General features: G+C 38.7%; 18 protein-coding genes. All 18 read left to right on the top strand.

The window, feature by feature from the left end:
• Positions 1-6: 6 nt before the first annotated feature.
• The 18 genes from tsf (at position 7) to hrcA (ending at position 21,275) form a co-directional block, all read left to right on the top strand.
• Positions 7-882 (top strand): translation elongation factor Ts, encoded by an 876-nt coding sequence (tsf, locus tag BN53_RS07015; RefSeq protein ID WP_009560251.1) that lies wholly within the window; start codon positions 7-9, stop codon positions 880-882.
• 139 nt (positions 883-1,021) lie between these two features.
• Entirely contained in the window at positions 1,022-1,750 is a 729-nt protein-coding gene (pyrH, locus tag BN53_RS07010; RefSeq protein ID WP_009560250.1) for a UMP kinase, read from the top strand.
• A complete protein-coding gene (gene frr / locus BN53_RS07005) occupies positions 1,750-2,313 on the top strand; it encodes a ribosome recycling factor (protein ID WP_009560249.1) in 564 nt (187 codons plus the stop codon). The genes pyrH and frr overlap by 1 nt, the downstream gene beginning before the upstream one ends.
• Positions 2,313-3,047, top strand: a complete 735-nt coding sequence (locus tag BN53_RS07000) for an isoprenyl transferase (protein WP_009560248.1) — start codon at positions 2,313-2,315, stop codon at positions 3,045-3,047. Before frr ends, BN53_RS07000 begins: the two co-directional genes overlap by 1 nt.
• A 15-nt stretch (positions 3,048-3,062) precedes the next feature.
• Complete coding sequence (locus tag BN53_RS06995) at positions 3,063-3,863, top strand: phosphatidate cytidylyltransferase (RefSeq protein WP_009560247.1); 801 nt, start codon at positions 3,063-3,065, stop codon at positions 3,861-3,863.
• A gap of 14 nt (positions 3,864-3,877) precedes the next feature.
• Positions 3,878-5,134 (top strand): RIP metalloprotease RseP, encoded by a 1,257-nt coding sequence (rseP, locus tag BN53_RS06990; protein WP_009560246.1) that lies wholly within the window; start codon positions 3,878-3,880, stop codon positions 5,132-5,134.
• Positions 5,135-5,161: 27 nt separating this feature from the next.
• On the top strand, positions 5,162-6,859 hold the full coding sequence (locus BN53_RS06985) for a proline--tRNA ligase (protein WP_009560245.1): 1,698 nt from the start codon (positions 5,162-5,164) through the stop codon (positions 6,857-6,859).
• A 4-nt stretch (positions 6,860-6,863) separates the two neighbouring features.
• Positions 6,864-11,177: a PolC-type DNA polymerase III gene (locus BN53_RS06980; RefSeq protein ID WP_009560244.1), complete on the top strand. Its 4,314-nt coding sequence runs from the start codon at positions 6,864-6,866 to the stop codon at positions 11,175-11,177.
• Positions 11,178-11,286: 109 nt separating this feature from the next.
• A complete protein-coding gene (gene rimP / locus BN53_RS06975) occupies positions 11,287-11,763 on the top strand; it encodes a ribosome maturation factor RimP (protein ID WP_009560243.1) in 477 nt (158 codons plus the stop codon).
• Between the two features lie 18 nt (positions 11,764-11,781).
• Positions 11,782-12,999 carry a transcription termination factor NusA gene (gene nusA, locus BN53_RS06970; protein WP_009560242.1) on the top strand — a complete coding sequence of 406 codons (1,218 nt, stop codon included), beginning with the start codon at positions 11,782-11,784 and terminating at the stop codon, positions 12,997-12,999.
• A gap of 15 nt (positions 13,000-13,014) precedes the next feature.
• Positions 13,015-13,311 (top strand): RNase P modulator RnpM, encoded by a 297-nt coding sequence (gene rnpM, locus BN53_RS06965; RefSeq protein ID WP_133286442.1) that lies wholly within the window; start codon positions 13,015-13,017, stop codon positions 13,309-13,311.
• A gap of 1 nt (position 13,312) precedes the next feature.
• Entirely contained in the window at positions 13,313-13,624 is a 312-nt protein-coding gene (locus tag BN53_RS06960; protein ID WP_040537391.1) for a L7Ae/L30e/S12e/Gadd45 family ribosomal protein, read from the top strand.
• A gap of 4 nt (positions 13,625-13,628) precedes the next feature.
• Positions 13,629-16,106: a translation initiation factor IF-2 gene (gene infB / locus BN53_RS06955; RefSeq protein ID WP_009560239.1), complete on the top strand. Its 2,478-nt coding sequence runs from the start codon at positions 13,629-13,631 to the stop codon at positions 16,104-16,106.
• Between the two features lie 19 nt (positions 16,107-16,125).
• Positions 16,126-16,488, top strand: a complete 363-nt coding sequence (locus tag BN53_RS06950) for a ribosome-binding factor A (RefSeq protein WP_009560238.1) — start codon at positions 16,126-16,128, stop codon at positions 16,486-16,488.
• Between the two features lie 47 nt (positions 16,489-16,535).
• A complete protein-coding gene (gene truB, locus BN53_RS06945; RefSeq protein WP_009560237.1) occupies positions 16,536-17,429 on the top strand; it encodes a tRNA pseudouridine(55) synthase TruB in 894 nt (297 codons plus the stop codon).
• A 19-nt stretch (positions 17,430-17,448) separates the two neighbouring features.
• Positions 17,449-18,390 (top strand): riboflavin biosynthesis protein RibF, encoded by a 942-nt coding sequence (gene ribF, locus BN53_RS06940; RefSeq protein ID WP_009560236.1) that lies wholly within the window; start codon positions 17,449-17,451, stop codon positions 18,388-18,390.
• A gap of 226 nt (positions 18,391-18,616) precedes the next feature.
• Entirely contained in the window at positions 18,617-20,137 is a 1,521-nt protein-coding gene (gene abc-f, locus BN53_RS06935; RefSeq protein ID WP_009560235.1) for a ribosomal protection-like ABC-F family protein, read from the top strand.
• A gap of 88 nt (positions 20,138-20,225) precedes the next feature.
• Positions 20,226-21,275: a heat-inducible transcriptional repressor HrcA gene (gene hrcA, locus BN53_RS06930; protein WP_009560234.1), complete on the top strand. Its 1,050-nt coding sequence runs from the start codon at positions 20,226-20,228 to the stop codon at positions 21,273-21,275.
• Positions 21,276-21,292: the final 17 nt, after the last annotated feature.

Here is a 21,292-nt window from a genome sequence, read left to right as displayed (position 1 = left end):
TAGCTAATGGCACAAATTACTGCAAAGCAAGTTAAGGAATTGCGTGAACGTACTGGCGCAGGTATGATGGACTCAAAGAAGGCTTTAGTTAAAGCTGACGGTGACATCGAAAAGGCTATCGATATCTTAAGAGAAAGTGGTATCGCTAAGGCTGCTAAGAAGGCTGGCCGTACTGCTGCTGAAGGTTTAGCTGCATTTGCTATCGATGGCAACAACGCTGTTTTGGTTGAAGTTAACTCAGAAACTGACTTCGTTGCTACTAACGACAAGTTCATCAACTTAGTTGGCGACATTACTGACGCTATTTTGGCAAGCAAGCCAGCTAACGTTGAAGAAGCTTTGAAGGCACCTATGGGTGACTCAACTATGGGTGAAGTTATCACTAACATGACTGCAGTTATCGGTGAAAAGATTACTTTGAGAAGATTCGATCTTATTTCAAAGACTGATGACGAAGTATTTGGTGCTTACAAGCACAATGGTGGTGCTATTGTTTCTGTTGTTACTTTAAAGGGTGGCAACGAAGAAGCTGCTAAGAACATCGCAATGCACGTAGCAGCAATCAACCCAGAATACTTAGACAAGAACTCAGTACCAGCTTCTGAATTGGAAAGACACAAGGCTGTATTTACTAAGGAAACTGAAAACGAAGGTAAGCCAGCTAACATTATTCCTAAGATCGTAGAAGGTCGTGTAAACAAGTACTTGAGCGAAATCTCATTAGTAGATCAAGCTTACGTTAAGGATGGCGACATGACTGTTGGTGAATACGCTAAGTCACAAAATGCTGAAGTAGTATCATTCACTCGCTACGAAGTTGGTGAAGGTATCGAAAAGAAGCAAGAAGACTTTGCTGCTGAAGTTCGTGAACAAATGAGATAATAAATTTCTTTGTGGAGAATGGAATGATTTCCATTCTCTTTTTTTGTTTTTGTAAAAAATTTAATAATGAGTTTGTTTAGATATTCCACAACAACTGTTTTTAATGGTAGAATATTTAAAGCTATAACAGGAGGTTGCTATGAGTCAAGTTAAGTACAAGAGAATAATTTTAAAAATTTCAGGTGAAGCATTAGCAGGTGAAGAAAAGGTTGGAATTAATCCAGCAGTTATCGCTCACTTGGCAAAAGAAATTAAGACTGTACACGATTTAGGAGTCGAAGTTGGTATCGTAGTTGGCGGCGGAAATATGTGGCGCGGCGAAACTGGTGCAAAGCTCGGAATGGAACGTGCACAAGCTGATTACATGGGAATGTTGGCAACTATTATGAACGCTCTTGCTTTGCAAGATGGTTTAGAGCATGTTGGTGTTCCAACTAGAGTACAAACTTCAATTGAAATGCGCCAAGTGGCAGAGCCTTACATCAGAAGAAAGGCTGTACGTCACTTTGAAAAGGGTCGCGTAGTTATCTTTGGTGGTGGTACAGGAAACCCTTACTTCTCTACTGATACTACTGCTGCCTTGCGTGCTGCAGAAATCAATGCAGATGTAATTTTGATGGCCAAAAATGGTGTTGATGGAGTTTACTCAGCTGATCCAAAGCTTGATCCAACAGCAACTAAGTACAGTGAATTAACTCAACTTGAAATTATTGCTAAGAATTTGAAGGTTATGGACAGAACTGCTAGTTCATTGTCAATGGATACAGATATCCCATTGATCGTCTTTAACATCAATACACCAGGCAATATTGAAAAGGTAGTATTAGGTGAAAACATCGGTACTGTAATCGAAGGAGGAAAGAAATAATGGATAACAACGAAGTAATTTCAACTGCTAAGGAAAATATGGAAAAATCAATCAAGGTTTTCCAAAGAAATCTAGCATCTATTCGTGCGGGCGTAGCTAATGCAGGTTTATTGGAAGGTATTCAAGTAGATTACTATGGAGCTCCAACTCCATTGACTCAAATGTCAAGCGTAAGTATTCCAGAGCCAAGAGTTTTGTTGATTACTCCATACGATATCAACAGTTTAGACAACATTGAACATGCATTGCTTGCTTCAAACTTGGGCTTGACTCCAGCAAACGATGGTAAGGTAATTAGATTGGTTATCCCACAATTGACTGGTGAAAGACGTCAAGAAATTGCCAAGCAAGTTGGTAAGGAAGCAGAAGATGCAAAGATTGCAGTAAGAAATGTTCGTCGTGATGCAATGAACGCTTTGAAGCGTTTGAAGAACGATGACGAAATTACTGAAGACGAACAAAGAAATTTGGAAAAGCAAGTACAAAAGGTAACCGACGATGCAACTAAGAAGATCGACCAACTTGCTGATGAAAAGAGAAAAGAAATTACTCAAGGTAAATAATGGGTAAAAAGGAAAATGAATTAAATCATCTCGCAATCATCATGGATGGTAACGGACGATGGGCTAAAAAGCGTCATCAGCCAAGATTTTATGGCCACCGTGAAGGCATGGACAATGTTCAAAAAATTGCTCTAGCGGCCAATAAGCTTGGAATTAAGGTTTTGACGCTTTATGCTTTTTCAACTGAAAATTGGGCCCGTCCGAAAGAAGAAGTTGCTTATCTGATGAATTTGCCAGTTCGCTTTTTTGACAAGTATATGCCAACTTTGATCGAAAATAACGTCAAAGTAAACATTATGGGTTACTTGGATGAACTTCCTGCTAAAACATTAGATATTGTTACTAAGGCAATGGAGGATACTAAGGATAATACTGGTTTAGTTTTGAACTTTGCTTTTAACTATGGTTCTAGACGAGAAATTGTCAGCGCTGTGCAAGGAATTGCCAAGGAAGTAGCTCAAGGAAAGCTACCAGCAGATGAAATCGATGAGGCTACAATTAGTCAGCATTTAATGACTGCAAAATTCCAAACCTACAGCGATCCAGATCTGTTGATTAGAACTTCTGGCGAACAAAGAATTTCCAATTTCTTATTGTGGCAGCTTGCTTATACGGAATTAGCTTTTAGCGATAAGAATTGGCCAGACTTTGATGAGAATGATTTAAAAATGTTTGTTGAAAATTACCAGCACCGAGATCGGCGCTTTGGTAAAGTAGACGAGTCGGATAGTTAGATTAAGATAGGTTTTATGAAACAACGTGTTATTACAGCAGTTATTGCTTTGATATTATTTATTCCAATTGTCCTCTTAGGTGGGGTTTGGATGGATTGGTTGACCGTCGCCTTAGCAGCGGTAGGTATTAGTGAAGTCTTTTTGATGAAGAAACAACTTTTGGTTTCAATCGATTTCTTGTTAGCTTTATTGGCTACTTTGACTTGGACTGTACCTGATGCATTCTTTAAGAATATGCCTTTTGGTTGGAGCAAGTACGGAGTATACTTTGCTTTGATCATGCTTATGTTGACTTGGACTGTCTTGTCAAAGAATAAGACAACCTTTGATGATGTTGGTGTTTATACTATTGCATCACTTTACATTGGTACAGGTTTCCATTACATGTCAGCCATTAGAAACTTTAGCAGTGATGGACTCTTCTTACTTTGCTACGTATTCGTAGTTGTTTGGTCTACTGATATTGGTGCTTACATGATCGGACGCAAGTTTGGTCGTCATAAGTTATGGCCAGTTATCAGTCCAAACAAGACCTGGGAAGGATCCATCGGTGCAGTTGTTTGTGCTTTGGCCTTTTCAGCTATTTACCTTGCTTTCGTACACATTGATTTCTCACAAACCACTTTGATTATTATGGCCTTCTTCTTGTCAATCGTAGGCCAAATGGGTGATTTGGTCGAATCTGCTTACAAGAGATTCTATGGTGTGAAAGATTCAGGTAAAATTCTACCAGGCCACGGTGGTATTTTAGACAGATTTGACAGTATGCTCTTTGTTTTGCCAGTAGTAGCATCTGTCTTAGGAATTGTTCATTAGAAAGTTGATCGCTAGTGAAAGGTATATTAATCTTTTTAGTAGTATTCGGCCTGCTCGTTTTCGTCCATGAATTCGGGCATTTTATCGTGGCTAAAAAATCTGGGATTTTAGTTAGAGAATTCTCAATCGGAATGGGTCCTAAGCTTTTCCAATTAAGAAGAAGCACTACGACTTACACAATCAGATGGTTGCCGCTAGGTGGATATGTTCGTCTAGCTGGCGTTGATGATGAAAGCAAACTTGATCCAGGTATTACAGTTGTCTTGGCTTTGAATAACCAAGGCAAGGTTATTAGAATCGATGCATCAGAGTCAGATTTGCCAATTGAAGGAATTCCAGTTCAAATTACTCAAGCAGATTTAGTTGACGATTTGAAGATTCATGGCTATGAGAATGGCGATGAAGAAAAGCAAAGAACTTTTGAAGTTGATCCTGATGCGACTATTATCGAAAAAAATAAAACCGAATTGGTAATTGCACCGCGAAATCGACAATTTCAACAGGCTAATGTATGGCAGAAGTTGGCAGTAAATTTTGCTGGACCTTTCATGAATATCGTCTTAGGCTTTGTGGTCTTTATCATTTGGTCTTTGACAATTCCAGGTCCTGGAACAAATGAAATTTCCAAGGTAATGACCAACTCTCCTGCAAAGACAGCTCAGCTGGTTGCTGGAGATAAAATTGTCAAAATTGATAATAAAAAGATTGCAAACTTCAACGATATTTCAACTGCAATTGAACAAAGCAAGGGCAAAAAGATGGCCTTTGAAGTTCAAACTAAAGGTCAAACTCGCAAGGTTATAATAAAGCCAAAGAAGGTCAAAACAGCTAATGGCGATTACTATCAAATTGGTATTCAAGCTAAGACCAACGAAGCAATTGGCCTGAAGTTGTCTCGAGGTTGGTCAACTGCCGTATCAACTACTGGATTGATTTTTAATGCTGTAGGAAATCTGTTTAGACACTTCAGCTTAAATAAGCTTTCAGGTCCCGTTGGAATATACTCGCAAACTGCACAAGTTTCGCAAATGGGTGTAACCTACGTATTAGCCTTTTTAGCAATGATCTCAATCAACTTAGGAATTGTTAACTTGATTCCAATTCCAGGACTAGATGGTGGAAAATTGCTTTTGAATCTGATTGAATTAGTCAGAGGCAAGCCAATTTCCCAGGAACATGAAGCAATCGTTGAGTTGATTGGTTTTGGACTACTTTTATTGTTGATCATTGCGGTAACTGGCAATGATATTTATCGATATTTTATTAAGTAATTTATGTGTTAGATTTTAGGAGAAAAAATGCGACAATCAAAATTTTTCATGCCTACTTTGAAAGAGGCACCTTCAGATGCTGTGGCAGAAAGCCACAAGTTGATGTTACGTGGTGGATATATTAGACAGGTTACGGCTGGTGTTTACTCATACTTGCCACTTGGTTACAGAGTTTTGCGCAAGGCTGAAAACATCATGGAAGAAGAAATGGAAAAGATCAACGTACCTGAAATGATCATGCCTCACTTGCTTCCGGCTACTATGTGGCAAGAATCTGGTCGGTATAAAAAATATGGCGATGAAATGTTTAGACTATCTGATCGTCATGGTCGCGAAAGTTTATTAGGTCCTACACATGAAGAAACTTTCACCGAAATCATTGCTAAGAATTTAAAGAGTTACAAGCAAATGCCAATTGCTTTGTACCAAATTCAAACTAAGTTCCGTGATGAAAACCGTCCAAGATTCGGATTATTGCGTGGCCGTGAATTCATCATGCTTGATGCTTACAGCTTTGCAGCAACTAGAGAACAATTGGATGAACAATTTGATGATGAAGCACGTGCCTTCAAGGCAATCTTTGACCGCTGCGGGGTTAAGGTTCACCCAGTTATTGCAGACTCAGGAACAATGGGTGGAAAGAACTCAACTGAATTCCAAGCACCAGCTGCAATCGGTGAAGATACTATTGCAACTAACGAAAGTGGTACTTACGCTGCTAACTTGGAAATGGCTAAGAGTATCGATACCTTTAAGCAAGAACCAGAAGAATTAAAGGAATTGACTAAGGTTGCAACACCAGATTGTGACTCAATTGAAAAATTGGCTGCTTTCTTGAAAGTTCCAGCTACTAGAATTGTTAAGAGTATTTTATTTGTTGCTGATGATCAAAAGGTTTTAGTTTTGATCCGTGGTGATAAGCAAATCAACAAAGTTAAGTTGGGCCATGTTCTTGATGCTGATGAAGTACGTGAAGCAACTGCTGAAGAATTAATTGAAATTACAGGTAGTGCTAAAGGCGGAGTTGGTCCTGTTGATGCAGCTTGGGCAGACAAGATTGTTGCTGATGAAACTGTTAAGAACCTGTTCAACGTAGTTGTTGGTGCTAATGAAACTGACTACCAATACGAAAATGCTAATTTAGATCGTGATTTTAAGGTTGATGAATTTGCTGACATTAGAACTGCTAACGAAGGCGAACCAGACCCAATTGATCACGAACCACTTAAATTTACAACTTCAATTGAAGTAGGTCACATCTTTAAGTTAGGTACTTACTACACTGAAACTATGGGTGCTGACTTCTTAGACAACAATGGAAAGACTCAACCAGTTATCATGGGATCATATGGTATTGGTGTAACTAGAATGTTGTCAGCAGTTGTTGAACAACACTTAACTGAAAATGGAATTGCTTGGCCAAAAGAAATTGCTCCATTTGAAGTTCACATTATTCAAATGAAGATGAACGATGATGAACAAACTGCTTTGGCTGAAAAACTTGAAAAAGAACTTTCTGTTTCATACGATGTTTTATACGATGACCGTAAGGAACGTCCAGGTGTTAAGTTCAACGATGCTGACTTGCTTGGTGCACCAATTAGAATCACAATCGGACGCAAGGCCAGCGAAGGTATTGTTGAAGTAAAACACCCAGGCGATAGCGAAGCAGTCGAAGTACATATTGATGATTTAACTGATTTTGTTGAAAAAGAGTTGAGATAATTAAGTGAGCGATAAGAACGAACTATTCTTAAAACTTTTAAAGCAAATCAAATTTCCAGAAACCTTTGAAGACAATGCGATCTTGCAAAAGGGTGAAATTGAGAACGTGGATGTTTATGCAAAAGAACATATGTGGAATATCCACGTTCTTTTTGATACGCCTTTAAAGTTTGAGACATATCTAAACTTAAAAAAATCCATTTTGGAAAGCTTTCACGATTTTGTGCAAGCAGCTATTTCTGTCCGAAGCAAGGATGGTTCTGATCAGTATTTGACAGACTATTGGCAATATGTGGTGCAAAACTCCAGCCAATTGCAAGCAGTAACTAGAGAATTTTTGGCTAAACAAAATCCTCAAAAAAAGGATGGACGCTGGATTATACCAGTTGATAATTCTGTAGTAGATGGATTAATTGAGCAAAAAGCTTTGGATGATCTAGCACTAGAGATGCGCAACTATGGCTTTTTCAATCTGAAATTTACGACCATCTTGAATGAGGAAAACGTCGATAATGACTTTCTAAGTTTGCAAAAGCTTCAAGAAGAACATGAACGCAACATGCAACAAGTTTTTGAAGCAACCCCAGAAAAGCCTAAAGAAGCACCGACGCCAAAGTCATATCCAACACAAAGACGAAGCTATGGAAGCAATAAAATAGCTGAAGATGCCGAGATTACACAAATTCATGATTTGGAAGATGGATCGCGAAATGTGGTAATTGAAGGTCATATTTTCAGTATTGATAAGCGAGAATTGAAGTCAGGCTCTGTCATCTTTACCGGAGAAATTACAGATTATACTGATTCAATTGCCTTTAAGAAGTTTGTTTCTAGCCAAGACCAGATCGAAGAAATGGATAAGATCAAGGCTGGAACTTGGGCTAAGATGCAAGGGTCGGTTCAAGACGATCAATGGGAACATGACTTAGTTTTAAATGTTAATGGCTTTGAAACAGTTGAACACATTGGCCGCACAGAAGCTTATGAAGGCGAAAAAAAACGTGTAGAACTTCATTTGCATACTAATATGAGTCAGTTAGACGCAACTAACACTGCGACTGATTTTGTTTCAATAGCCAAAAAATTTGGTCAAACTGCAATTGCCATTACTGATCATGGCGATGTTCAAGCCTTCCCTGAAGCCTATTCAGCTGGTAAAAAGCAAGGCGTAAAGATCTTGTATGGATTAGAAGCCAATATGATTGACGATCATGCAATGTTAGTGCTAAATCCAGCGGATATGACCTATGAAGATAGAGATTTTGTTATCTTCGACGTTGAAACGACGGGTTTGTCATCGGTTTATGACACAATTATCGAAATCGGTGCAGTCAAGATGCGCAATGGTGAAGTAATTGATCGCTTTGATAAGTTTATCAATCCGCATCACCCATTAAGCGAACAGACAATCAACTTGACCTCAATCACTGATGAAATGGTTAGTGCTGCTGATGATGAAGATGTTGTAATTAAACAATTTAAGGATTTTTATGGGGATGCTCCATTGTGTGGTCACAATGTTCAATTTGACGTTGGATTTGTCAATGCTGCCTTAAGACGCAACAATTTGGCTGAAATTACTCAGCCAGTGGTTGATACGCTAGAAGTTTCTCGTTTGCTTCACCCAGAGCAATCACGTCATACCTTGGATTCTTTAGCTAAAAAGTATAATGTTGTTTTGGAACATCACCACCGGGCCAATCAGGATGCTGAAGCGACTGGCTATTTGATGTTTAAGTTGCTTGATGCCTTTAAAGAACGTTTTGATGAAAATAATTTGGGCAAGATGAATGAATATGCTGCCCAAGGTCAGGTTTATCGCAGAGCTAGACCGATGCATATATCAATTTTGGCAAAAGACCAGGCAGGACTAAAGAATTTGTACAAATTAGTTTCACTAGCAAGTACAACTTATTTCTACCGCATACCAAGAACTCCTAAGTCTGATTTGAATCGACTTCATGAAGGTCTTCTTTATGGAAGTGGCTGCTGGCAAGGCGAAGTCTTTATTGCCATGATGCAAAAAGGCTATGACGAAGCACGCGAAAAGGCGAAGTTTTACGACTATCTAGAGTTGCAGCCACCTGCAACTTATGCCAACTTGATCAAGGATGGTTTAATTGCTGATGAAGCTGAGCTTGAAGAAATTTTAGGCAATATCTACAAGCTAGGTAAAGAATTAAACAAGCCGGTTGTTGTTACTAGCGATGCCCACTATGTAAATGAATACGAATCGATTTATCGAACTATTTTGATTTCTGCGCAGCGCAGCAATCCTAATCGAAATAATCCGCAACCTGATTTACATTTCTATTCCACTCAAGAAATGCTGGATGCTTTTGCCTTCTTAGGTGAAGATGTAGCCAAAGAAATAGTAATCGACAATACAAACATGATTGCGGATTCCTTGAGCGAAATTGCCCCAATTAAAGATGGCTTGTACCCACCACATATTGAAAATGCGGATCAAGAAATGAAGGATTTGACTTATAACAAGGCTTACGAATTATATGGCAATCCTTTGCCAGACATTGTTAAAGATCGAATTGAAATGGAATTGAATTCGATTATTTCTAACGGATATGCTGTTATTTACCTGATTTCGCAACGTTTGGTAGCCAAGTCTAATAAAGATGGCTATTTGGTAGGTTCGCGTGGTTCAGTTGGCTCTAGTTTGGTTGCAACTATGTCAGGAATTACGGAAGTAAATCCGCTAGCTCCGCACTACCGCTGTCCAGAATGTAAGTACTCGCATTTTTACACTAATGGTGAATATGGTTCAGGCTATGACTTGCCTGATAAAAAGTGCCCTAAGTGTGGAGCACAATTAGTTAAAGACGGCCAGGATATCCCATTTGCAACCTTCTTAGGCTTCCATGGTGATAAGGTTCCTGATATCGATTTGAACTTCTCAGGTGACTATCAACCAGTTGCACATAACTTCATTCGGGTTATGTTTGGACCAGATAACTCATATCGTGCCGGAACAATTGCCACGGTTGCTGATAAAACGGCTTATGGTTATGCTAAGCACTTTGACGAAGAAAGGGAATTGAAGCTTAGAAATGCTGAACTAGATCGCTTGGCTACTGGAGTTTCAGGGGTTAAGCGAACTACTGGTCAGCACCCTGCAGGAATAGTTGTGGTTCCAAATGATATGGATATTTATGACTTTACGCCAGTTCAATATCCTGCAGATGATGTCAATGCTGCTTGGCTAACAACACACTTTGACTTCCACTCAATTCACGACAATATCTTGAAGTTTGATATTCTAGGACACGATGATCCAACGATGATCAGAATGTTGCAGGATTTATCAGGAGTTGATCCATTGACCATTCCACCTGATGATCCAGGTGTTATGTCACTATTTTCAAGTCCGGATATTTTAGGAGTTACGCCTGAACAGATTCAATCAGAAACGGGTACTTTGGGCGTGCCTGAATTTGGAACGCGCTTTGTAAGAGGGATGCTTGAAGAAACTAAGCCAACTTCTTTCTCAGAATTGTTGCAGATTTCAGGTCTATCTCACGGTACTGATGTATGGCTAGGAAATGCTGAATCATTGATCAATGATGGTATTTGCAAGTTGAAAGACGTAATTGGTTGTCGTGACAACATTATGATGGACTTGATTCACTGGGGCATTAAGCCAGAAATCGCCTTTTCAACGATGGAATCAGTTCGTAAAGGTAAGGGAATTAGCGATGAAAACATGGCAGTCTTAAAGGAAAACAAGAATATCCCAGACTGGTATATTCCATCTTGTTTGAAGATTAAGTACATGTTCCCTAAGGCCCACGCCACAGCTTATATTTTAATGGCTTTGCGAATTGCTTGGTTCAAGGTTTATTATCCAGAAATATATTACACAGCTTACTTCTCTGTTAGAGCAGATATGTTCGACTTAGTTGCAATGAGCCATGGCAAAAATACGGTCAAGGCAGCAATTAAGGCAATTACCGACAAGGGAAATGATGTGACTGCTAAGGATAAAAGCTTACAAACGGTCTTAGAAATTGCTAACGAATGTTTGGAAAGAGGCATTAAGATTAAAATGGTTGATATTGATCAATCAGAAGCTTTGAACTTCAAGATTATCGATAAAAACACTATTTTAGCTCCATTCAATGCAGTTCCAGGTTTAGGCGATAATGCGGCTAAGCAGATTGTAGCAGCTAGAACCGAGCAAAAGTTCTTGTCTAAAGAAGACTTAGCTAAACGCGGCAAAGTTTCACAGACAATTATGAATTACTTTGAAGAAAATGGTGTCTTGGAAGGGATGCCAGATCAGAATCAATTGTCATTATTCTAAGCTTTCTGCTTTGAAAAATTATGATTGATATGATACAATAACCAAGAAGTTCGAATAGGTAAGTTCGAGTGAGCAGCAATGCTCGCTCTTTTTATTGCGGAGGAAAGTTTTGTCAAAAGTTATAGATCTAATTCGTGTAGCAATCGAACCAATCATCGAAAAAAGAGATGACGAATTGGTTGATATTGAATACGTTAAAGAAAAGAAGAACTATCTTCGAATCTATGTTGACCGTGATCAACCTGGTGGTATTGATATTGACGAAATTGCAGATTTAAGTGAATTGATTTCTGAGAAGTTAGATACACTAGATCCAGATCCTTTACCAGATCCATATATTTTGGAAATATCATCACCTGGTGCAGAAAGACCTATAAAGACTGCTAAAGATTTGGAAAAAGCTCAAGGCAATTACATTCATGTTGGTCTCTACAAGAAACTAGATGACAGTAAAGTCTATGAGGGTACTTTAGTGGCTTACGATGATGAAAAGATAGAGCTTGAAGTTAAAATTAAAACTAGACGAAAGATTTTAACTATCCCCCGTGATGTGATTGCAAACATTCGCTTTGCAATTGAATTTTAGAAAGGTTGATCAAAACTTATGTCTAAGGAAATGCTAGAAGCGTTTGCTGTTCTAGAAGAAAAAAAGGGTATCAAAAAAGAAATTATTGTTGATGCAATCAAGGCTGCATTAGTAGCTGCTTATAAGAAGAATTACAATCAAGCACAAAACGTTGAGGTTAACTTCGATGAAAAGACTGGCAACTTCAAGGTTATCGCAGTTAAGACTGTTGTTGATGAAGTTCAAGATGGTCGTTTGGAAATGAGCTTGTCAGATGCTTTGGCAATTAACCGTGCTTATGAAGTAGGCGACGAAATTCGTTTTGAAGTAACGCCAAAGAATTTTGGCCGAATCGCTGCACAAACTGCCAAGCAAGTTATTATGCAAAGACTTCGCGAAGCTGAAAGAAATCATATCATTGAAGAATATTCTCAATATCAAGATGAATTGATTACTGGTACAGTTGAAAGACGCGACAACCGCTTTGTCTACATCAAGATCGACAACGTAGAAGCTGTAATGCCTACCCACGATCAAATGCCAAATGAACACTACAATCCACAAGACCAAGTTAAAGTGATCGTTACCCATGTTGGCACTGATTCAAAAGGAGCACAAATTGTTGTTTCAAGAACTGCTCCAGATTTGGTTAAACGCTTATTCGAACAAGAAGTTCCTGAAATTTATGATGGAACTGTAGAAATTGTTTCAATTTCTCGTGAAGCAGGCGATCGTACTAAGATTGCTGTTAGATCAACAGACCCTAACATCGATCCAGTAGGTACTTGCGTTGGCCCTCGTGGTACTAGAGTTCAAAACGTAGTTAACGAATTAGGCGGCGAAAACATCGACATCGTTAAATACGAAGAAGATCCATCAGATTACATTGCCAATGCTTTGAATCCAGCAGAAGTTATCGCTGTTCAATTTGGCGAAGACGAAGAACAAAAGAATGCTTTGGTAATTGTGCCAGATTATCAATTATCTCTTGCAATCGGTAAGCGTGGTCAAAATGTTCGTTTAGCTGCACGCTTGACTGGCTATAAGATTGATATCAGACCTGAATCTGAAGTAGAATTTGTTGATGAAGATGCAAGTGAAGAACAAGCAGCTGAAGATCAAGCATCAACTGAAACTACTGAAGCGGTTGAAAGCCAAGAATTAACTGAAACTGCAGATGATCAAGTAGCCGAAGATCAAGCTGAAGACGTTGATGCTGATGAAGATATCGATGAAGGCGATAATTCAGAAGAGTAAGGACCGGTGATTTTTTTGAAAAAACGAAAAATCCCAATGCGGAAAGACTTGTTGACTAATACTATGCAACCTAAAAAAGAATTGGTTAGAGTTGTCATCGATAAAGAAAAGAACATTTCCGTTGATCCAACTGGTAAAAAGCCAGGTAGAGGTGCTTATGTATCTCTAGATCCGAATAAGATTCAAGAAGCTAAGAGCAAAGGAATTCTAGAAAAGAGTTTAGGTGCTCAAGTTTCTGAACAATTTTATGATGAACTTTACCAATATGTAGATCATCAAAAGGCTAGAAAAGAATTATTTGGTGATAAATAAGTTGCAGAATAGAGATAAAGTTTTGAATTTGTTAGGTCTAGCCACTCGAGCCGGAAAGTTGATCACTGGTACAGAGACGGTTATTATGGGACTTGGCAAGAAAAAAGTTAAGAAAGTAATCGTAGCAAGCGACTTGCAGCATCACTCGCTGGAAAAAGTTCAACGAGCAGCCAAAAAGGCAAATGTTGGAATAATTGATTTGTTTACATCTCAAGAATTGCAACATGCAGTTGGCAAAGAACGCAAGGTTTTAGCCTTAACAGATCAGGGTTTTGCCAAGGCGCTTGATAAATTGATTAGTAAAGGGGTGTGATAGGATGGCAGAAAAGAGTAATAAAATTAAGATTTCCGTTTCTTCAATTCGAAAGAATGAAAAGAAAGCAGAAACTAAGAAATCACGTCACTTTAACCATCGTAACAAGAACAATGCTAATGATAAGCGCAATTCAGTAGAAACTAAGCAAGCACGTCCTGCAAGCAAGGTTGCTACAGGTGATTTGTTGAAGCAATTCAAGCAAAAGCAACGCGCAGAAGCAAATACTCTGAATGAACAAGCTAAGCAAGCTAAAAAAGAGTATCATGAATCATTAAATCAACCAAAGAAAGAAGCAGAGCCTATTAATAAGCAAGATACCAAGAATCAAGGTCAAGATAGCAAGAAGACAACTACCGAAACTAAGGTAATTGGACCAAAGATCTTAAAGCCATCACCTGCACGATTCAAGAAAGAAAACGATCAAGAACAAAAGCCACGTCCAAAGAGAAATGTGGTTAAGAAGCCTAGATCACAATCTACTCCAAAGATCGACTTAGCTGACGCTCCAGCTCCTAACAAGGAAGAAAGACGCAACGGCAATGGCTACGGTAGAAATACTGGCAAGTCTAACAAGAAGGGCAAGAAGCAATACGATAACAGAAATGATCATGTAGATTCAGCTCGTTCAGATCGTAAGCGTCGCAAGAACAAGAAGCATCAAGAACAAAGTCAAGTAAAGAAGCAACCTACTGTACGTAAGGAACGTCCATTACCTGAAACTTTGGTTTATGATGAAGGAATGAACGCTCAAGACTTAGGTAAGTTGTTGCACCGTGAACCAGCTGAAATCGTTAAGAAATTGTTTATGCTTGGAATTATGACCAACCAAAACCAATCTCTTGACAAAGATACCATTGAATTGCTTGCTGCTGAATATGGTATTGAAGCAGAAGAAAAGGTTCATGAAGATATTTCTGATATCGATAAGATTTACGATACTCAGATGGAAGCATCAAAGAGTTCTAAGAACCAAGAAGATCGTCCACCAATCGTTACTATCATGGGACACGTTGACCACGGTAAGACTACTTTACTTGACCGCTTGCGTCATACTCACGTTTCTGCTAACGAAGCCGGTGGTATCACCCAGAGAATCGGTGCTTACCAAGTTAGATTAGATGACCGTTTGATCACTTTCCTTGATACTCCAGGACACGCTGCCTTTTCAAACATGCGTGCACGTGGTGCTGAAGTAACTGATATCGTTATCTTGGTTGTAGCTGCAGACGACGGTGTTATGCCACAGACTATCGAAGCTATCGACCACGCTAAGAGTGCCAAGGTGCCAATCATTGTTGCCATCAACAAGATGGATGTACCAGGAGCAAACCCACAACACGTTACTGAACAGTTGATGAAGTATGGTTTGATTCCAGAAGATTACGGTGGAGATACTATTTACGTAAATATTTCTGCTAAGACTGGCGAAAACGTTGAAGATCTTTTGCAAATGATTCTATTGCAAGCTGATGTGATGGAATTGAAGGCTGATCCTAAGCAAAAGGCTATCGGTACTGTTATTGAAGCCCGCTTATCACGTGGTAAAGGTTCTGTAGCCGATGTTTTGGTTCAACAAGGTACTTTGCACGTTGGTGATCCAGTTGTTGTCGGAAATACTTTTGGTAGAATCAGAACTATGACTAACGACCGTGGTCGTCAAGTTAAGAAGGCTACTCCATCAATGCCTGTCGAAATTACTGGTTTGAACGAAGTCCCAGAATCTGCTGATAAGTTAGTTGTCTTTGAAGATGAAAAGACTGCTCGTTCAGTTGGTGAACAAAGAGCTCAACAAGCCTTGCAAAAGTCACGTGAAAAGGTACAACACGTTACTCTTGATAACTTGTTTGCAACTATGAAGCGCGACAACATGAAGGAAGTTGACATTGTTTTGAAGGCCGATGTACAAGGTTCTGTTGAAGCATTGCAACAATCACTTGAAAAGATCGATGTTGAAGGCGTAAGAGTAAATATTATTCACTCCGGCGTTGGTGCCATCAATGAATCAGACGTTACTCTTGCCGGTGCTTCAAATGCGTTCATCATCGGTTTCAACGTTCGTCCAACTGTAACTGCTAAGTCTCAATCTGCTAGCGAAGGTGTAGATATTCGTCTTTACAGCATCATTTACAAGGCAATTGACGATGTTACTGCTGCCATGAAGGGTATGCTTGAACCAACCTTCGAAGAAAAGGTAACTGGTAACTTAACAGTTCGCGAAACTTGGAAAGTTTCAAAGGTTGGTACAATTGCCGGTGCTTTTGTTGATTCAGGTTACGTAACAAGAGATTCAGGTATTCGTGTAATTCGTGACGGTGTTGTTGTTTACGATGGTAAGATTGGCTCTTTGAAGCGTTTCAAGGATGACGTCAAGGAAGTTAAGCAAGGATTTGATTGTGGTTTGACAATTGAAGGCTACAATGACATCAAGCTTGATGACCAACTTGAAGCATACGAAATGCAAGAAGTTAAGCCTGATTAATATTTTTGTGAGGATATAAATGAAGCACAGAATAGGTCGTGTTGAAGGAGAAATCCTTCGCGAATTGACTAAAATCTTACAGAAAAATATTCGAGATCCACGATTGCGTGATCTTACTATTACAGCAGTAGAATGTACAAATGACTTGTCATATGCCACAATCTACTACAGCTTATTAACTGAAGATCCTGCTAAAGAAAAAGAAGTTGCTCAAGGACTTGAAAAGGCCAATGGAATGATGCGTCATTTGCTTGGACAAGTTTTAACTGTTTACAAGGTTCCAGAATTAATCTTTAAACGTGACAACTCTGTTAAGTATGGTAGCAAGATCGACCGGTTGATTGCTGAACTCAAAAAGCAAGAACAAGAACGTAATAACTAAGAAAAGCGTGGGTTAATTCCCACGCTTTTTGATTTGGAGAGCAAAGTATGTTGAATGGAATTTTGATAATTGACAAAGACAAAGGGATGACTAGTGCAGATGTAGTCTACCATTTGCGTAAGGCACTACATATAAAAAAGATCGGTCATGCTGGCACGCTTGATCCTGACGTAACGGGCGTTTTGCCAATTGCGATTGGACAAGCAACCAAGCTGATTGAATTAATGCATGAACGTCCCAAAAAATACATAGGAGCAGGCTTATTTGCTTATGCTACAGACTCTTACGACATCAGTGGCAGCAAATTAAGCGAAAAGCCAGTTACTAAGGCAATTTCAGCTAAAACGATCAAGCAAGCAATGCACAAATTTGAAGGCGAAATTGAGCAGGTGCCACCAATCTATTCAGCGGTTAAAGTTAATGGCAAACGACTTTATGAATATGCTCGCGAAGGAATTGAAGTTGAAAGACCAAAAAGAAAGGTCAAGATCTATAGCTATGAATTGTTAGGTGAGCCAATTTTTGACGAAGAAAAATCTGAAGAGCAATTCAATTTTATGGTGAAGTGTTCTAAAGGAACTTATGTCAGAAGCTTGGTTAATGATTTAGGTCAAAAGCTTGATCAGCCTGCAGTTATGGTTGGCCTAAGAAGAATTGAAAGTTCTGGATTTAGTATCGAACAAGCGGTAAAATTATCGGAGATTGAAGCTAATCCAGAGCGTGCAGCTGAATTGATTCAGCCAATTGATGCATTTTTTGCTGATTATGAAATCCATGAATTGACCGAGCAGGAGTGGAATCGGGTTAAAAATGGAGCAACAATTCAAGTGAAAACGCATGCAAAAAAGCTTGCTTTACGGTACAATAAAAAAGTTAAGGCAATATATCAGAAAACCAGCTATGGCTACAAACCTGATCTAATGTTGTTAACTAATCAATAACGAAACGAAGGAATCTATTGTGCAATTAATTCATTTAAACTATCCAGTTAAGCAGAGCACCCTACCTAGTAAAGTTGTTTTAGCACTAGGTTTCTTTGATGGTGTGCATCGAGGCCATCAGCATTTAATATCGATTGCTAAGGATGTTGCTAATGAGAAACATTTGCCTTTGATGGTTTTAACTTTTGATCGACACCCTAGTGAAGTTTATGCTGGCAACAAGAATTTTGTCTACATTGATGATTTAGAAGAAAAAGCCTATAAGATGGAAAAAGCGGGGGTTGATTACTTAGCTGTTCTAAAGTTTACTGAAGCCTTTAGCAGGATATCTGGACAAGAATTCGTTGACAATGTCATTGTTGAATTAAATGCTGACACTGTTGTAGCAGGGTTTGATTATACATACGGGCCTAAGGAAATTGCCAATATGGCGCACTTGCCAGAATTTGCCAAAAATAGATTTGAAATTATAAATGTTCCTAAGCAAACTTTTGAAGGGGAAAAGATCGGCTCCACCGAAATTCGCCGGGCAATTGCTGCAGGTGATATGGAATTAGTCTATGACTTATTAGGCCATCATTATGTGATGAATGGTATTGTCGGCCACGGAAAGCGCAATGGTCATAAGTTGGGCTATCCTACTGCCAATCTGATTTGGAATTCTAAAAAGGCTATTCCTAAGATCGGAGTATACGCAACTAAGACCAAGATTGCCGGTAAATGGTATGATTCAATGACTAGTGTCGGATACAATGTAACAATTGGCGATTCAAAGCAAATTTATATCGAATCAAACATTTTCGATTTTGACGAAGATATTTATGGTCAACCAATCGCCATTAAGTGGTACAAGTATACCAGAGGCGAAGAAAAGTTCGCAGGCTTAGATGAATTGAAAGAGCAACTTCACAAAGATAAAGAAGTTGTGGAAGAATACTTTGCAAGTAATCTTGAAAAATAATCAATAATTTGTTACTCTGGTCTCAACAATTTGCAAATGAAAGAAGGGTGTCCGTTGCGTCTATAATCTTGTTTAAAAAGCATAGTTGAAATATCAAATTAGTTTTTGAGGGATAGACTATGCACTTTTGACAAGATTTAGACGTTAATGGGCACTCTTTTTGTGTGCTCATAAATTTTGATCAATGGTGCAATGATGCTCTATCCTGGCATTGAGGGTATATTAGATGAGCAATATTAAAATTAATAATTTGACCTTTAGATACGACGATAGTGATCAAGATATCTTTAAAGATTTGAGCTTGAATTTGGATTCTAGTTGGAAACTAGGCCTAGTGGGTCGAAACGGCCGCGGGAAGACCACTTTCTTGAAACTGCTGCTAAATAAATTGCATGGCACAGGTGAAATACAGACGAATTTACAATTTAGCTATTTCCCACTGAAAGTTGAGGATGAAGACAACATTACCTTGTTTGCTTTGCAAGAATTAGTAGAAGTTGAAGAATGGAAATTAAAGCGAGAATTGAATTTGATGAAGGTTGATCCAGACATTATTTGGCAACCATTTTCAACTTTATCTGGTGGTGAAAAGACCAAAGTCTTACTAGCCTTATCCTTTACGGATGAAGATAGTTTCCCCTTAATTGATGAACCGACCAATCATTTAGATGAGGCAGCCAGAGAACAAGTAGAGCAATATTTACAAAACCACAAGCAAGGCTACATTGTGGTTAGTCATGACCGTAGCTTCTTAAACCAAACGACCGACCATATTTTGGCAATTGAGAATGGCGAAATCCATCTTTACCAAGGAAATTTTGAACAGTATGAAGATACTAAGGAAAAAAGAGATAATTTCAATCAAGCTAAAAATGCGAAGCTAAAAGGCGAGATAGGTCGCTTAAGTGCTAGCAAGTCCAATTTCAAGAATTGGTCAAATGTAATTGAAGGCCGAAAGCATATTGGTCAAAAGACTCAAGGAGAGATAAACCGAAGAACCCAGCTTGATAAAGGTTTCATTGGTCACCAATCTGAAAAAATGATGCGCAAGGCTAAGAACGCCGAGAAGCGAATTGACCGAGATATTGAAGAAAAGCAGGGCTTGATGACCAATATTGAAGAAATTCCAGATTTAACAATGAATTTCCAAGCTGATTACCACCGCGATTTGATTACTATCAACCATCTTGATTTAGCAATTAGCCAAGGACCAAAAATTTTGCATGATCTTAACCTGACTGTCAATAATCAAGGCATTATTGCTTTAGAGGGTGAAAATGGGGCAGGCAAGACTAGCTTTTTTAAGTATTTGCTTGAACAAGGACAATTTGAAGAAGATGGAGAAATTCAAAAGGTCGAAAACTTGAAGATATCATATTTGCCACAAGAGTTTACGATCTATAGTGGTCATCTTGCTGATTTTGCTCAAAAAGAACAAGTAGATTATGAAAAACTGCTCAATAATTTGAAGAAGATGGGTTTCCCACGCTCGAGCTTCAACACTAAAATTGAAGACATGAGTATGGGACAACAAAAAAGGGTCGCTTTGGCCAAGTCACTAGCTCAAGAAGCCAATTTATATTTATGGGATGAACCAGCTAATTATCTGGATGTTTTCAATCAGGATCAATTGATCAAATTGTTAAAAGAAGTTAAACCAGCAATGATTTTGATTGAACACGACCGTTACTTTGTTGATCAAGTTGCTGATCAAAAAATATTTTTGAAAAAATCACAAAAAATTTAGCAGTTAACTTGCTTTTTTGCTAATTTTTAGTATCATAGTATTTGTTAGCACCCAAGAGGTTAGAGTGCTAAAAGTGAGGGCGATATTTATGTTGACCGAGCGTCAAGAACTGATATTAAAAACAATTATTCAGGATTTTACGCAAAATCATGAGCCAGTAGGATCCAAGACAGTGATGAGTCAACTTCCTATCAAGGTTTCAAGTGCCACCATTCGTAATGAAATGGCGGTCTTGGAAGAGATGGGGTTAATTGAGAAGACTCACTCTTCAAGTGGTCGCGTGCCATCAAGCGATGGCTATCGCTATTATTTGGATCATCTGGTTCAACCATTGCAATTACCTGAATCCGTTTATAAAAAGATTGTTTTCCAATTGAATAGACCATTTCATCAGGTTAATGAAATAGTTCAAGAGGCTGCAAAAATTCTGTCAGATCTTACTAACTACACTGCTTTTGCAGAAGGTCCAGAAAGTCATGATGTCATGGTAACTGGCTTTAGAATTGTTCCGCTGTCAAGCAGACAGATAATGGCAATTTTGGTTACCAGCGACGGCAATGTTCAGAATCAAGTTTATACATTGCCTCACCATATTCATGGCGATGAGATCGAAAAGGCTGTAACAATGATTAATGATGAACTTGTTGGCAAGAGCTTGCATCAAATTACGCCAGCATTGCTCAATAGTTTGTCTTTGAATCGAATCGGTGGCGAGCATGCGAGTGATTTTTTGAGTTTGATTCAGGATGTCATCAGGGATGCTGCTAGCGAGCAAATGTATGTTGATGGTCAAATCAACTTATTAAACAACAGTGCTAATAGTAGTATGAAAGATCTGCGATCTTTGTATGAGTTAGTTGGACATGATGATTTAATTTCATCGTTGATGGCGACGGATCTAGGATCTGATTCAGATCAATATCCAATCAAAGTCAGATTAGGATCAGAATTGCCGAATGAACTTCTAAGAAATTATAGCTTGCTAACAGCTGAATATAGCGTTGGCGAACATGGCAAGGGTACAATTGCTTTGCTAGGTCCTACCAACATGCCGTATTCAGAGATGATTGGCTTGCTGGAATATTTTAGAAATGAATTAGCCAAGAAATTGATAGATTATTATGGAAGATTCCAATAATACAAGGAGGCTAGGCA

Source organism: Lactobacillus pasteurii DSM 23907 = CRBIP 24.76, from assembly GCF_000297025.1.
Taxonomy (GTDB): Bacteria; Bacillota; Bacilli; order Lactobacillales; family Lactobacillaceae; genus Lactobacillus; species Lactobacillus pasteurii.
This window is presented reverse-complemented; position numbering and strand designations above follow the sequence as displayed.

What these genes read in the sequence shown, in the direction of transcription:
- truB (WP_009560237.1), top strand. Translation starts at nt 16,536, where the DNA reads ATGTTGAATGGAATTTTGATAATTGACAAAGACAAAGGGATGACTAGT.
- pyrH (WP_009560250.1), top strand. Translation starts at nt 1,022, where the DNA reads ATGAGTCAAGTTAAGTACAAGAGAATAATTTTAAAAATTTCAGGTGAA.
- BN53_RS06985 (WP_009560245.1), top strand. Translation starts at nt 5,162, where the DNA reads ATGCGACAATCAAAATTTTTCATGCCTACTTTGAAAGAGGCACCTTCA.
- hrcA (WP_009560234.1), top strand. Translation starts at nt 20,226, where the DNA reads ATGTTGACCGAGCGTCAAGAACTGATATTAAAAACAATTATTCAGGAT.
- BN53_RS07000 (WP_009560248.1), top strand. Translation starts at nt 2,313, where the DNA reads ATGGGTAAAAAGGAAAATGAATTAAATCATCTCGCAATCATCATGGAT.
- BN53_RS06995 (WP_009560247.1), top strand. Translation starts at nt 3,063, where the DNA reads ATGAAACAACGTGTTATTACAGCAGTTATTGCTTTGATATTATTTATT.
- abc-f (WP_009560235.1), top strand. Translation starts at nt 18,617, where the DNA reads ATGAGCAATATTAAAATTAATAATTTGACCTTTAGATACGACGATAGT.
- nusA (WP_009560242.1), top strand. Translation starts at nt 11,782, where the DNA reads ATGTCTAAGGAAATGCTAGAAGCGTTTGCTGTTCTAGAAGAAAAAAAG.
- frr (WP_009560249.1), top strand. Translation starts at nt 1,750, where the DNA reads ATGGATAACAACGAAGTAATTTCAACTGCTAAGGAAAATATGGAAAAA.
- tsf (WP_009560251.1), top strand. Translation starts at nt 7, where the DNA reads ATGGCACAAATTACTGCAAAGCAAGTTAAGGAATTGCGTGAACGTACT.
- BN53_RS06950 (WP_009560238.1), top strand. Translation starts at nt 16,126, where the DNA reads ATGAAGCACAGAATAGGTCGTGTTGAAGGAGAAATCCTTCGCGAATTG.
- infB (WP_009560239.1), top strand. Translation starts at nt 13,629, where the DNA reads ATGGCAGAAAAGAGTAATAAAATTAAGATTTCCGTTTCTTCAATTCGA.